The organism is Nonomuraea sp. NPDC048826 (assembly GCF_043198225.1).
Lineage (GTDB): Bacteria > Actinomycetota > Actinomycetes > Streptosporangiales > Streptosporangiaceae > Nonomuraea.
Genome location: NZ_JBICUQ010000010.1, coordinates 163,220 through 176,725, shown reverse-complemented (window position 1 = coordinate 176,725; position 13,506 = coordinate 163,220). Strand labels below are relative to the sequence as shown.

The window sequence follows — 13,506 nt, the reverse complement described above, 5'->3', positions numbered from 1 at the left end:
GACCGGCGCTCGACCGAAAGGTTGATACGACATATCCGACTTGCGGCCTACTCTCATGGCGTGGGGGATTCCAAACGGGTCGTGTACTGGATCCGCCGGCTGAGCGAGCTCGCCATGCTCGGCTGGCTCGGCATGATGCTCCTCGCCGACCTCGCCGTCGCCGTCGGCGGGGGCGGGGGCGGACTGCAGTGGCTCGTGTTCGCCTGCGGGGTCGCCGGCGTCGCGGCCGTGATCCTGCGCCGCCGCCGTCCCCGGGCCGAGACGTACGGCATCATGCTGAGCCTGTCGTTCGCCGTGTCGGTGCTCATGGGCGTGACCGGGGCCACCGGCGTGCCGGGGGCGGCCGAGACGGGCGCGGTGCTGGTCCTGATGCTGGGCGTGCTCCGCCACGTCGAACCCGTCAGGGACGCGGCGGTGCTCACCCTCGCCGGGCTGATCGTGCTCATGGCCGAGTCCATCGGCCGGGCGTCACCCGGCCAGTCGCTGATCTTCTCGTTCATGCTGTTCGCGGGCTGGTCGTCGATCGCGGGCGTGGGCGGCTACCTCCGCTTCCAGCAGGAGCGCCGCAACGAGGCCGTGCACTCCGTACGGCGCGCCGAACGGCTGGAGCTGGCCAGGGAGCTGCACGACCTGGTCGCCCACCACATCACCGGCATCGTCGTGCAGGCCCAGGCGGCGCGGACCGTCGCCAGGACCCAGCCGGAGGCGGTCCTGCCCGCGCTGGACGCCATCGCCACGGCGGGCGGCGACGCGCTGACCTCCATGCGCCGCATGGTGACCGTGCTCCGCGCCGAGGACGCGGCCCGCACGCCCGGCAGCACGCTGGCCGACCTGCGGGTGCTCACCGAGCGGTTCTCCGTCGAAGGCCCCAAGGTCGCCTTCGAGATCGGCTCCGGCCTCGACGACAGGACCCTGCCGCCCGAGGTCCTCACCACCCTGCACCGGGTGCTCCAGGAAGCACTCACCAACATCCGCAAGCACGCCCCGCAGAGCGCGTGGGTGGAGGCCGACCTGCGCCGCTACGACCCGGCCGTGGTGCTGCGGGTGCGCAACCACGGCTCCCCCGCCGACCCCCGCGTGTCGCGCCTGGGCGGCGGCTTCGGCCTGGTGGGCATGGCCGAACGCGTCGAGGCCCTCGGCGGCCGCCTGCGCGCCGGCCCCACCCCGGAGGGCGCCTGGGAGGTCATCGCCGAGTTTCCCTCGCCCTGACCCGCCGCCTTCCCGACTCGTACAGCTCGTGGAAGCGCTCGCCCAGGGCGGCGCGGGCCCGGGCGGTGATGCGGTCGACGTCGTGGCGTTCGCCGTCGGGGAGCGGGGTGCCGACGGACGCGCGCAGGGCGGCGGCGTGCCCGAGCAGGAGGACGGCCCGCTCGGCGTCGCCCACCAGGGAGTGCGCGCCGGCCAGCCCTTCCAGGGCGAGCGCCTCGGCCCTGGGTTCGCCGCGCGCGGCCTCGTACCCCTCCTGGTGCAGCGCCAGCGCGGCCGGGCCGTCGCCGCGCTGCTCGGCCACGAAGCCCAGCTCCGCCAGGAAGAACGCGATGCCCGGCGTGCCGCGCACCTCGCGCAGCCAGCCCAGCCACCGGGTCAGCAGCTCCTCGGCCGCGTCGTACCGCCCCTGCCGCCTGGCGCTCATGGCCAGGCCCAGTTCGGCGTACTCCTCGGCCGACTTGTAGGACTGCTCGGCGGCCAGCCGGCGGGCCCGCTCGTGGTAGGCGTCGGCGCGGGCGTAGTCGCCCGCCAGCAGCGCGATCCGCCCGAGTCCGGACAGCCGGAACGAGACCTCGGACCCGAGCTCCTCGGCCAGCCGCAGCTCCGCGCGCCGCAGCCGCTCTGCCTCGGCGTAGTCGCCGCGCCTTTCGGCCAGCCGGTCGAGGCTGTCCATCGCCTCGATCCGCCCCCACCGGTCGCCCAGCTCCTCGAAGATCGCCAGGCTGCGCTCGGCGTCGCGGCGCATCGCCTCCAGGTCGGCGCGCCGCTCGGCCAGCTTGGACCGCAGGGCCAGCGCCGCCGCCACGCCCCACCGGTCGCCCAGCTCCTCGAACCCGCGCAGCGCCGTGCCGGCGCCCTCCTCGTGCCGGGCGAGATCCCCGTACGCCCACCGCACGTGGCTGAGGAACCACCCGGCCAGCGCGGTGCCCGCCAGGTCGAGATCCTCGTACGGGATCGGCGTGGCGGGCTCTCCGACGGCCATCGTCATCCCGGCCAGCCACACGGCGGCCCGCGCCCGCTCGGTCCTGTCCCCCGGCCTCTCCAGGGCGGCCGTCAAGGCACGGCGGGCCTCGCCCAGCCTGCCGCGCAGGAACCAGTACCAGGCCAGCGCGTTCGCCGGCCGCACCGGGTCGCGCCCGGCGAGCGCGCGCCGGAGGTTGGCGGTCTCCTGGTCCAGCCGTTCCAGCCACTCCCGCTGCCGGGGGCCGCGCAGCTCGGCCCGCTCGGCCAGCCGGGTGTAGTAGCGCGCGTGCCGCTCCCTGACCAGGTCCTCCTCGCCGGCCTCGCGCAGCCGCTCCACGCAGTAGGCCGCCACCGACTCCAGCAGCCGGTGGCGGGGCCCGGGGGTGACCAGGGACCGCTGGACCAGCCGGGCCAGCGCCTCAAGCACGTCCACGCCGGGCTCCGCGCAGACCTCCTCGGCCGCCTCCAGCGTGCACCCGCCGGCGTGCGCGGCCAGCCGGCGCAGCACGACGCGCTCGGGGCCGGACAGCAGCTCCCAGCTCCAGTCGATCGTCGCGCGGAGCGTCCGCTGGCGGGCGGGGGCGTCGCGGGCGCCGGAGCTCAGCAGCCGGAACCGGTCGTCGAGCCGGGCGGCCAGCTCCTCGACGCCGAGCGCGCGCACCCGGGTGGCCGCCAGCTCCAGCGCCAGCGGGATGCCGTCGAGCCGCTCGCAGACGGCGGCCACGGCCGGGCTCGCCTCGATCCCCGCCCGGTCGGCGAACAGCCGCGCCGCCGCGTCGGCCGGCAGCGGCGACACCACCTCGACGTGCTCGCCGGTGACGCCGAGCGGCTCCTGCCCGGTGACCAGCACGTCCAGCCCGGGCGCGGCCTTGAGCAGCGCGCTGACCACCTCGGCCGCCTGGTCGACCAGGTGCTCGCAGTTGTCCACGACCAGCAGCGTCCGCCGGGCGGCCAGCACGCCCGCCAGCCGGGGCAGCAGCGGCTCCGCCGAGTCGTCCCGCACGCCGAGCACGCCCGCCATCGCCTGCGCCACGTCCACCGCGCCGACCAGCTCGACCAGCCACACGCCGCCGGGGTACGCCTCCGACGAGGCGAGTCCGCCGGCCACCGCCACGGCCAGCCGGGTCTTGCCCACCCCGCCGGGCCCGGTCAGCGTCACCAGCCGCCGCTCGCCCAGCAGGGCGCGCACCTGCGCCACGTCCTCGTCCCGCCCGACCAGGCCGGCGACAGGCGCGGGCAGGTTCCCCGCCACGCGCGCCGGCGGGCGGGCCGGGAGTGTCAGGTCCTGCCGGAGGATGGCCCGGTGCAGGCTTCTCACCTCGGGGGCGGGGTCGACGCCCAGCTCGTCGGCGAGCCGGGCGCGCAGCCCCTCATAGGCCGCGAGCGCCTCGCCCTGGCGGCCGTCCCGGTACAGGGCCCGCATGTGGAGGGCGGTGAGGCGCTCGCGGAGCGGCCGCTCGGCCACCAGCGGCCCCAGGTCGACGGGCTCGCCGAGGGCCAGCCGGATCTCCGCCAGCTCCTCCAGCGCCGTCAGCCGCTCCTCGTCCAGGCGGGCGATCTCCGGGGCGGCGAACCCCTCGTCGGCGAAGTCGGCGTACGCGGGCCCGCGCCACAGCGCCAGCGCCGACCCAAGACACGCCGCGCGCTCCGGCAGCCCCGCTCCCGATGAAGAGGCCAGCAGCGTACGGAAGCGGTCCGCGTCGACCGTCACCCCGTCCAGCCGGTACCCGGAAGGGCCGTGGAGCACCAGGGACGGGTCGCCCAGGGCGCGGCGGAGCTGGGAGACGCGGGCCTGGAGAGTGCCCGCGGGGTTGCGCGGCGGCCGGTCGCCCCACAGGTCGTGGACCAGGCGGTCCGCCGGCACCGGCCCGCCGCCGCGCGCCGCCAGGGCCGCCAGCAGCACGCGCACCTTCCGGTCGGGCACCCGCAGCGGCCCGCCGTCGTCGGACCGCGTCTCCAGCGGCCCCAGCACTCCGATGCGCACCACGTCATGGTCAACCCGTGGCAGGCCGTAAGGATTTCCGAAGCGCCGCATCCCAGGCTGGATTCATGAGTGAAGTGACAATGATCGGCCTGGGGCCGATGGGAACCGCCATGGCCGAGGCGTTCATGGCGGCGGGTCACGACGTGACCGTGTGGAACCGTACGACAAGCAAGGCCGACAAGCTGGTGGCCAAGGGCGCCGCCCTGGCGGCGGAGCCCGCGACGGGCGAGCTGCTGGTGATCAGCCAGCTCGACTATCAGGCGATGTACGACAGTCTCGGCGAGGCGAGGCTGGACGGGAAGACGCTGGTCAACCTGAGCTCCGGCACGCCCGCCGAGCTGCGGGAGGCGGCCGCGTGGGTGGCAGGGCGCGGCGGCACGCTCGTCACGGCGGGCATCATGGTGCCGCCGCCCGGCGTGGGCCAGCCGGGCGCGTACACGTTCTACAGCGGCCCGAAGGACGCGTTCGACCGGCACGCGGGCACGCTGGAGGCGTTGTCGGCGGTGACCTACGTCGGCGCGGACCCCGGGCTGGCGATGCTCTACTACCAGGCCCAGCTGCTGATCTTCTGGTCGGCGCTGACGAGCTTCATGCACGCGGCGGCGCTGCTGCGGAGGGCGGGGGTGCCGCCGACCGCGTTCGCGCCCTTCGCCAAGGGCCTGCACGGCGAGCTGGCCGGCGAGGGCCCGATGGGCTTCCTCACCATCCTCGCCGGTGAGCTGGAGTCGGGCGTCTACCCGGGCGACGAGAACAGCCTGCGCATGCAGGCCGTCGGCATGGGCCACGTGGTGGAGACGCTGCGCGACGCCGGGCTGGAGACCACGGTGCCGGAGGCGCTGCACCGGTTGTTCGCCCGCGCCGACGCCGAGGGCCACGGCGACGAGGGCATCGCCGCCGTGGTGGAGTCGATCGAGAAGCCCTAGTGGTTGGCCAGGAAGGCGAGCAGGTCCTGCCGGGTGAGGAGCCCGGCGGGCTTGCCCTCCTCCAGCACGACCGCGGCGTCGGCCTTCTCCAGCGCCTCGACCGCCCGTGACACCGGCTCGCCGCTGCCGATCATGGGCAGCGGGGACGACATGTGGTCGGCGATCGGGTCGTCGGAGGAGAGCTTGCCGCGGTAGAGCGCCTCCAGCAGGTCGCGCTCCACGATGGAGCCGACCACCTCGGCGGCCATGACCGGCGGCTCCTCCTTCATCACCGGCAGCTGGGACACCGAGTATTCGCGCATGATGGAGATCGCCGTGCCGACCGTCTCGTGCGGGTGGGCGTGCACGAACTTGGGCAGCCCCTCGCCCTTGCGGGCCAGCACGTCGCCGACCAGCTCCTCGCCGGACGAGGTGGTGAGGAAGCCGTAGTCGGCCATCCAGTCGTCGTTGAAGATCTTGGACAGGTAGCCGCGGCCGCCGTCGGGCAGCAGCACCACGACCACGTCGTCGGGCCCGGCCTCGGCAGCCACCTGGAGCGCCGCCACCACGGCCATCCCGCACGAGCCGCCGACGAGCAGCCCCTCCTCACGGGCCAGCCGGCGGGTCATGTTGAAAGAGTCCTTGTCGGACACCGCGATGATCTGGTCGCAGATGTTCGTGTCGTAGGTGTCGGGCCAGATGTCCTCGCCGACGCCCTCCACCAGGTAGGGCCGGCCCGAGCCGCCGGAGTAGACCGATCCCTCGGGGTCGGCGCCGACGATCTTCACCCGGCCGCCGGAGACCTCCTTGAGGTAGCGGCCGGTGCCGCTGATCGTGCCGCCGGTGCCGATGCCGGTCACGAAGTGGGTGATCCGGCCCTCGGTCTGCTCCCAGATCTCCGGGCCGGTCGAGTGGTAGTGGGACTCGGGGTTGTCGATGTTGGAGTACTGGTCCGGCTTCCAGGCGTTGGGGATCTCCCGGGCCAGCCGGTCGGACACCGAGTAGTAGGACTCAGGATGGTCGGGCGCGACGGCGGTCGGGCAGACCACCACCTCGGCCCCGTACGCGCGCAACACCGAGATCTTGTCCTGCGCCACCTTGTCGGGCACCACGAACAGGCAGCGGTAGCCCTTCTGCTGGGCCACGATCGCCAGGCCCACGCCGGTGTTTCCGGACGTCGGCTCGACGATGACGCCTCCGGGCTTGAGCTTGCCGGCGGCCTCGGCCGCTTCGATCATGCGGACCGCGATGCGGTCCTTCACGGAACCGCCCGGGTTGAAGTACTCGACCTTGGCGAGGACCTGGGCGGGCAGCCCTGACGAAACCTTGTGCAAGCGGACGAGCGGCGTGTTGCCGATGAGCTCGACCAGGGAATCATGTACGCGCACCGAGGTGTTCACCTTCTTTACCGAAGCTTGGTCAGCCGATCCGTGGCCGGGAACCCGTGAGGGTGGCGGGCACTCGGCTAGTTTCAACCAAACGCTACCGCCGAGGTCGGATGGGAGGACAACGCACATGGTGTGGGCAGCGGGCGCGGCGCGGGCCGCGCGCAGGATCGCGGCGGCGGCGGCGCTCGGCGGGGGCGGCCTGACGGCGCTCGGGGCCACCGCGTACGGGCTGCTGATCGCCGAAGGACTGCTGGCCCGGCGCACGATCGGCACCCCGCACGGCCTGGACGGACCGCCGTCCGACGGCCTCTACGGCGACGGCGAAGGCCCGCCGCTCAAGATGGCGATGCTCGGCGACTCCACCTCGGTCGGGCTGGGCATGACCGATCCGGGCCGGACGCCCGCTGTGCTGATCGCCTGCGGGCTCGCCGCGGTCGCCGAGCGGCCGGTGGACCTGCGGGTCGTGGGCAAGTCGGGGGCGCCCTCCGCGGATCTGGGCGAGCAGGTGGACGCGGTGCTGACGAACCCGCCGGACGTGGCCGTGATCTTCGTCGGGGCCAACGACGTCATCACCAAGACGCCGCCGGCCACCGCGGTGCGCCATCTGATCAAGGCGGTGCGCCGGTTGCGCGAGGCGGGCGCGGAGGTCGTCGTCGGCACCTGCCCCGACCTGGGCACGGTCCGTCCGATCGCGCAGCCGCTGCGCTGGGTGGCGCGCCGCTGGAGCCGCCAGATCGCCGCCGCGCAGACGGTCGCGGTGGTCGAGGCGGGCGGCCGTACGGTCGCGTTCGCGGACCTGCTGGGCCACGAATTCCACGCAAATCCGGGCGAGATGTTCGGACCGGATCGTTTCCATCCATCTGACCGAGGTTACGCACAGGCTGCTTACGCGGTGCTACCTTCTGTATGCGCCGCGTTGGGGTTGTGGCCCGAACCGCGACCCGAGCCCGGCGAAGGTCTGCAACCGATCTACCTTGCGGCGGCGACGGCCGCGGAGGAGCCCGGCACCGAGGTTTCGGCCACTCGGGTCGACGGGCGGACGACCGGCGCCCACGGCAGGTGGGCCACGTTGTTCCGCCGCCGTCGGCTCGGAGGGCAGCTCAACGACGCCTAGATCCGGTCACTCTCCGAGCCGGAGCCGTCACTCGCCGTCCCTTTGGAGGGATTTGCCCGTGCTCCGGCCCTTCACCCTCGCCCTCGCCGGGACCCTGACCCTGGCCGGCTGTTCCGGCAGCGACGCCGCCACCACCGACTTCCCCAGCTGGCACGCCTCCGGCGTCAACGCGGTCAGCCGGATGTCCACGGCCGGCGGGGTGGTCACCACCACCTCCATGAAGCCCGACGGCACGCTCGAGACCGTCGCGCTCAACCTGGCCGACGGCAAGAAGCTCTGGGCCCACCCCGCCACCATGGCGGGCCGGCTGCCCGGCATGGGCGTCTCCGCCCCCGCCGTCGTCGAGACGACGGGCGGTCAGGCGGTCGTCGCTGCCCTCGACCCGGCCAAGAAGGGCCGCTGGAAGGCCACGATCATCGCCCGCGACGCCCGCACCGGCCGGCAGAAGTGGACCAGGCCGGTCCACTCCACGTTCGGCCCGCAGCGCTGCGGTCCCTACCTGTGCCTGTCCGAGCACACCGCGCTCTCCTCGGCCCGCGTGGTGGTCCTCGACCCGGCCACCGGCGCGCAGCTCTGGAAGCTGCCCGGCATCGCCGAGGTCGAGTGGTCCGACTCCCGGCAGGTCGTGATGCTCCGGCTGGCCAAGAACCCGACGCTCGAGTCGTACGAGCTCAAGACCGGCAAGCTGCAGTGGCAGCAGCCGATCGAGCAGGCGCTGGGGCCGGGCATCGACATGTCCGGCGGCTGGGCGTTCGGCGCCACCGGCGAAGACCTGATCGGCTACGTCGCGCCCTACACCAGCCCGAAGACGAAGAAGACCTCGGCGTTCGGGCTGTTCTCCGTCAAGATCAGCGACGGCACGATCAACTGGATGCGGCCCTCGGTGGTGCGCGTCTACCCCAGCGGCAGCCCCGGTCACGCCCCCGTGGTGCGGCCGGTCGACCAGCGCGGCGCCTACGGCGGGTTCGCCCGGCTCGACGCCGGCAACGGGCGGGTGATCGGCCAGATCACGGCCGCCGACGTGCCCGGCTCCGGCTGGTGGCTGGCGTTCCCCAGCCGCATGGAGAAGCTCGGCTTCCTCAAGCACGACCACAAGGGCACCGCCTTCGACCTCGTCAGCGGCAAGCCGGTGCCCGTCGAGGAGCAGCGCGGGTGGTCCTTCTGCGTGACCGACCCCAAGCCGCTGCCGCTGCGCGGGCAGGCGCCGGGCTTCTACTCGATCGCCGCCGTGTGCGAGTACGACCTGGCGACCGGCAAGCGGGTCCAGGCCGCGCCGGCGCCGCCGCCCTGGTTCACCGGGAGCCAGGACGGCTGGCGGCTCTGGCGCGACGAGAAGGGCGCCGTGCACGCCGTGCACGACGGCACCGCGCCCACCCCGGGAATGTACGGCTGACCTCCCTGGAGAAGGGCCGGGCCCCAGGGGATCGGCCCGGCACGGCCGCCGACGCGACGCCTTCGGGCATCGGGTGGGCGGCACGCGGGTAGGGCCCGGCGAGTAGCCGTCATCGCCGGGCCCTCCCTGTTGATCAGGGTCTCATGGCACGTCGCCGCGAATGGACGGGGGCCGGTCCTGGCGTTCGCAGAGTATTGGAATATAGTTCTAATACTCTGCCGACAAAGGAGGGGCCATGCCCGAGGCCGTCATCGTCTCTACCGCCCGCTCGCCCATCGGGCGGGCCTTCAAGGGGTCGCTCAAGGACATCCGCCCCGACGACATGACCGTCCAGATGATCCAGGCGGCGCTCGCCAAGGTGCCCCAGCTGGATCCGCACTCCATCGACGACATCATGCTCGGCTGCGGCCTGCCGGGCGGCGAGCAGGGCTACAACATGGGCCGCGTGGTCGCCGTGATGCTGGGCCTGGACGACGTGCCCGGCACCACCATCACCCGCTACTGCTCCTCGTCGCTCCAGACCACCCGGATGGCCTACCACGCGATCAAGGCCGGCGAGGGTGACGTGTTCATCTCCGCCGGCGTCGAGGCCGTCTCGCGGTTCGCCAAGGGCAACTCCGACTCCCTGCCCGACACCATGAACCCGATCTTCGGCGACGCCGGGGCCAGGACCAAGTCCTACGCCGAAGGCGGCAAGACCTGGCACGACCCGCGCGAGGACGACCAGGTGCCCGACGTCTACATCGCCATGGGCCAGACGGCCGAGAACGTCGCCCAGATCAAGGGCGTCAGCCGCCAGGAGCAGGACGAGTTCGGCGTACGGTCCCAGAACCTCGCGGAGAAGGCGCTGGCCGACGGGTTCTGGCAGAAGGACATCACGCCGCTGACGCTGCCCGACGGCACCGTGGTCAGCAAGGACGACGGCCCGCGCGCCGGCACCACCTACGAGAAGGTCTCCACGCTGCAGCCGGTCTTCCGTCCCGACGGCACGGTGACGGCGGGCAACTGCTGCGCGCTGAACGACGGCGCCGCCGCGGTGGTCGTGATGAGCGACACGAAGGCCGCCGAGCTCGGCATCACCCCGCTGGCGCGGATCGTCGCGACCGGCGTCTCCGGCCTGTCGCCGGAGATCATGGGCCTCGGCCCGGTCGAGGCCAGCAAGCAGGCCCTGGCCCGGGCCGGCATGGCGATCGAGGACGTCGACCTGGTCGAGATCAACGAGGCGTTCGCCGCCCAGGTGATCCCGTCCTACCGCGAGCTCGGCATCGACCTCGACCGGCTGAACGTGAACGGCGGCGCCATCGCGGTCGGGCACCCGTTCGGCATGACCGGCGCCCGCATCACCTCGACGCTGATCAACAGCCTCCAGCACCACGACAAGACGATCGGGCTGGAGACCATGTGCGTCGGCGGCGGCCAGGGCATGGCGCTGCTCCTGGAGCGCCTGAGCTAGCGACCCCGCCGGGGGGCCGGGCTCAGCCGTGGAAGTCGGGCCCGGCCCTCTTGAGGGTGATGCGGACGACGACCCGCCGGTCGCGGACCATGGCCGCGCGGTAGTCGTCCCAGTCGGGATGCTCGCCGGAGATGTCGCGGTAGTAGGACACCAGGTGGTCCATGGCTTCCGGCAGCGAGATGACCTCGGCGGTGCCGTCGACCTGGATCCACTCGCCGAAGAACGCGTCGGTGAAGACGCAGAGGGCGACCTCCGGGTCGCGGCGCGCGTTGCGGACCTTGACGGCGGTCTCGCGCGAGCTGATGACGACGCGGCCCTCGGCGTCGACGCCGACGGTGACCGGCGACAGCTGCGGACGTCCGTCGGCGTGCCGGGTCAGCATGACGGCCCTGTGGTTGCGGGCGAGGAAGTCTCGCGCTCTGTCCAGATCCATAGGCGATCATCCTACGGCCGGCGTCGTGGAGGGGGGTCGTCGTGCCGTCGGGACGCTCATGGCTGCGCCCGTGCCGCGGCACGGGCGCAGGGTAGGCGGTGGGGGCTTAGATGAAGCCCATGCGGTTACGGCGGAACCGCTCGTGCTCGTGAACGATCGCGGCGGCGTAGCCGTGGGTCAGCCCGTGCTCGTCGGCGAGCCAGTTGGCCCGTTCGTCGCACCTCAGGAATGCCGGGCCGTTGTCGATGGCTTGGAACCACTCTGGGAGTTCGCGTCCCGTGATGGTGGGGACTCTTGCGATGAGCTTCGTCTGCGTCTCCGGTGAGTGGTTCAGCGACATGGGCACCTCCACGGATTAAGGTCCTTTGCTTGACACTGCAACACCACCTGCGGAAAGGCAAGACCCCAGCCCACGATCCTTTTGTCACGGCAGGTTGATTTCCCGTCGCACAAAGAGAGGGCCCCGCCGAACGGCGAGGCCCTCTGGTGCTGCTGAGGTCAGTCGCTACTGGTGAAGTAGCTGATGAGCCGGAGCATCTCGATGTAGATCCAGACCAGGCTCAGCGTGAGACCGAAGGCGCACTGCCAGGCGAACTTCTCCGGGGCGCCTTCCTTGACGCCCTGCTCGATCGAGTCGAAGTCGAGCAGCAGGAAGAAGCAGCCGATGAGGATCATCGCGACGCTGAAGACGATGGCCAGCGGGCCGCCGTCGCGCAGGCCGAGGCCGCCCGGGATGAAGAAGCCGGCGATCAGGTTGACCAGGATCAGGCCGAGCGCCGCGACGGCCGCCGCGACCACGTACTTGACCAGCTTGGGCGTGACGCGGATGATCCGCAGCGTGTAGACGGCGAGTGTGCCGCCGAAGGCCATGGCCGTGCCGAGCACCGCCTGGACCACGATGCCGTTGATCTGCTGGTCGAACACGCTGCTCACGGCGCCGAGGAAGACACCCTGGAAGGCCGCGTAGCCGAGGATGAGCGCCGGGTTGGTGCTCATGGTGAACGAGGCGATCAAACCGAGGACCAGGGCCACGATCGAGGCGCCGATGGCCAGGGCCAGGGGCACGTCGAAGTACCAGGCCGCGGCCGCCGCCACGACGAGCGTGCCGAGCGTCATGAAGCCGCGCACCACCACGTCGTCGAGCGTCATCGTGCGGTAGGCGGGCTGCGTCGGCGGAGCGTACGACGGGGAGTCGTACATGTTCTGCAACTGCTGGGGCGTCGGCGCCTGGCCGCCCCAGCCGGTCGACTGCTTCTTGCTGAATACGGGGTTCTTGCTCTGCATCGCTGCCTCCTGCGCCGAGCCTATGGGACCGGACGGCACCTAGGTCAACTAGCGCTCAGATCTATGTAGGTTCGAGACTTCAGCACGGGGGACAACGTACGTCACCCGCCGGAAGTTCCCGTCGTTGTAAAGCCGAAATTCGGTGTATTACCCGTGGTAGAGAGCCGGTGCCCCCGGCGGGATTCGAACCCGCACCGCAACCCTTTTAAGGGGTTTGCCTCTGCCATTGGGCTACGGGGGCGCCGCAATCATACGAAACGGACCATGCTTCCGGTGGGCACAACTTCGCATCACCCGCCACAACTGTGAAGTCTGCGGTGAAGTGATAGGGCTCCAGACACTCTGTCCAGGAAGAGTATGCCGTCCAGATGGTCCAGTTGGTGCTGAATACACCTCGCTTCGAATGCGTCAGCTTCGATGGTGACTGGCTGTCCGCTTCCTGGCAAACGCCCACGTACGGTGATATGTGTAGCCCGCCGGACATCGGCGGTGAGGCCCGCGACAGAGGCGCAGCCCTCGCGCCCGCAGTCCCAGCGGGCGGCCTCCGCGAGGCGGGGATTGACGACGACGAGCTCTCCGGCCCCCGAGCGGGCCCGAGGGTGGTGGCGGACGTCGAAGGCGATCAGGCGCCAGCTCAGCCCGATCTGAGGGGCCGCCAGGCCGGTCATGGCCGGCTCGTGGCGGAGGGTGGCGAGAAGGTCGGCCGCGGCGGCCACGACCGCGGGCGCGGTGGGGTCGACCTGCTCGGCCGGCGACGACAGGACGGGATGGGGCGCGGAGAGCACCGGCCGGGCGGTCCCCGGCACGGCGGCGCCCGCCGCCCACGTGACGGCCGGGTCGGGCACCGCCCGCGTGACGGCCGCGCCGGTCGCCGCCGGGCCGGTCACAGCACGTCCGGCTCGACGGGACGGAACGTGATCTCGGCGTCGAGCCCGGCGCCCACGGCGGCCAGCCGCCGCATCAGGTCGGCGACGTCCACCTTCTCCGGCAGCTCGACGTCCGCGATGAGCACGTACAGCTTGCCGCTGAGTCGGGTGCTCATCCCGGTGATGTTGCCGCCGTCGGCGGCGAGCACGGCGCTGACGGCGGAGATGATCCCCCTGCGGTCGGGCCCGTGCACCGTGAGCACGTACGTGAGCCATTTGCCCATGCGCCGGAAGTCGCGGCGGACCGCGACGGCGGTGGCGGTCACCACCAGGTCCGGCGCGGCCAGGTGCTTGGTCAGCTCGTCGGTGCTCAACTCGCTGTTGACCAGCAGCATCATGGCGATGTGCCCGCCGAGCAGCGTCATCGCGGAATCCTGGACGTTCACCCCGCAGCTGGCCAGTGACCCGGTGACCTCGGCGATCACCCCCGGCTGATCCATGCCCAACACAGTCACCG

At 72.2% G+C, this 13,506-nt stretch carries 12 protein-coding genes and 1 tRNA gene; 5 read left to right on the top strand and 8 right to left on the bottom strand.

Annotated elements, in window-relative coordinates; all coding sequences use genetic code 11:
- Positions 1 to 60 precede the first annotated feature (60 nt).
- A complete protein-coding gene (locus ACGFI7_RS33600) occupies positions 61 to 1,209 on the top strand; it encodes a sensor histidine kinase (RefSeq protein ID WP_393411773.1) in 1,149 nt (382 codons plus the stop codon).
- Here ACGFI7_RS33600 and ACGFI7_RS33595 read toward each other — a convergent pair.
- Complete coding sequence (locus tag ACGFI7_RS33595; protein WP_393411771.1) at positions 1,184 to 4,156, bottom strand: BTAD domain-containing putative transcriptional regulator; 2,973 nt, start codon at positions 4,154 to 4,156, stop codon at positions 1,184 to 1,186. The genes ACGFI7_RS33600 and ACGFI7_RS33595 overlap by 26 nt on opposite strands.
- Positions 4,157 to 4,221: 65 nt before the next feature.
- Here ACGFI7_RS33595 and ACGFI7_RS33590 point away from each other — a divergent pair, with 65 nt between their 5' ends.
- On the top strand, positions 4,222 to 5,079 hold the full coding sequence (locus ACGFI7_RS33590) for an NAD(P)-dependent oxidoreductase (RefSeq protein WP_393411769.1): 858 nt from the start codon (positions 4,222 to 4,224) through the stop codon (positions 5,077 to 5,079).
- Here ACGFI7_RS33590 and ACGFI7_RS33585 read toward each other — a convergent pair.
- The gene (locus ACGFI7_RS33585) at positions 5,076 to 6,446 is read right to left on the bottom strand and encodes a cystathionine beta-synthase (RefSeq protein ID WP_393411767.1); all 1,371 of its coding nucleotides are present in this window, start codon (positions 6,444 to 6,446) and stop codon (positions 5,076 to 5,078) included. The two genes, ACGFI7_RS33590 and ACGFI7_RS33585, sit on opposite strands and share 4 nt — an antisense overlap.
- A 127-nt stretch (positions 6,447 to 6,573) precedes the next feature.
- Here ACGFI7_RS33585 and ACGFI7_RS33580 point away from each other — a divergent pair, with 127 nt between their 5' ends.
- The 3 genes from ACGFI7_RS33580 to ACGFI7_RS33570 all read left to right on the top strand — a co-directional run bounded on the left by ACGFI7_RS33580 (position 6,574) and on the right by ACGFI7_RS33570 (position 10,406).
- Entirely contained in the window at positions 6,574 to 7,560 is a 987-nt protein-coding gene (locus tag ACGFI7_RS33580; protein ID WP_393411765.1) for an SGNH/GDSL hydrolase family protein, read from the top strand.
- A gap of 58 nt (positions 7,561 to 7,618) precedes the next feature.
- Positions 7,619 to 8,953, top strand: coding sequence for a PQQ-binding-like beta-propeller repeat protein (locus ACGFI7_RS33575; protein ID WP_393411763.1), 1,335 nt, complete (start codon positions 7,619 to 7,621; stop codon positions 8,951 to 8,953).
- A 235-nt stretch (positions 8,954 to 9,188) separates the two neighbouring features.
- Entirely contained in the window at positions 9,189 to 10,406 is a 1,218-nt protein-coding gene (locus ACGFI7_RS33570) for an acetyl-CoA C-acetyltransferase (RefSeq protein WP_393411761.1), read from the top strand.
- A gap of 22 nt (positions 10,407 to 10,428) precedes the next feature.
- On the opposite strand, the gene ACGFI7_RS33565 is transcribed toward ACGFI7_RS33570, so the two are convergent.
- From ACGFI7_RS33565 to ACGFI7_RS33540, 6 genes are all read right to left on the bottom strand, one after another.
- Positions 10,429 to 10,839, bottom strand: a complete 411-nt coding sequence (locus ACGFI7_RS33565) for a PPOX class F420-dependent oxidoreductase (RefSeq protein ID WP_393411759.1) — start codon at positions 10,837 to 10,839, stop codon at positions 10,429 to 10,431.
- Between the two features lie 106 nt (positions 10,840 to 10,945).
- Positions 10,946 to 11,179 carry a DUF4287 domain-containing protein gene (locus ACGFI7_RS33560; RefSeq protein WP_393411757.1) on the bottom strand — a complete coding sequence of 78 codons (234 nt, stop codon included), beginning with the start codon at positions 11,177 to 11,179 and terminating at the stop codon, positions 10,946 to 10,948.
- Between the two features lie 158 nt (positions 11,180 to 11,337).
- Positions 11,338 to 12,123, bottom strand: a complete 786-nt coding sequence (locus ACGFI7_RS33555) for a Bax inhibitor-1/YccA family protein (protein ID WP_393411755.1) — start codon at positions 12,121 to 12,123, stop codon at positions 11,338 to 11,340.
- Between the two features lie 168 nt (positions 12,124 to 12,291).
- Positions 12,292 to 12,364 (bottom strand) — tRNA-Leu (locus ACGFI7_RS33550).
- Positions 12,365 to 12,413: 49 nt separating this feature from the next.
- A complete protein-coding gene (locus tag ACGFI7_RS33545; RefSeq protein ID WP_393412165.1) occupies positions 12,414 to 12,908 on the bottom strand; it encodes a peptide deformylase in 495 nt (164 codons plus the stop codon).
- A gap of 98 nt (positions 12,909 to 13,006) precedes the next feature.
- Complete coding sequence (locus ACGFI7_RS33540; RefSeq protein ID WP_393411753.1) at positions 13,007 to 13,504, bottom strand: glycine cleavage system protein R; 498 nt, start codon at positions 13,502 to 13,504, stop codon at positions 13,007 to 13,009.
- Positions 13,505 to 13,506: the final 2 nt, after the last annotated feature.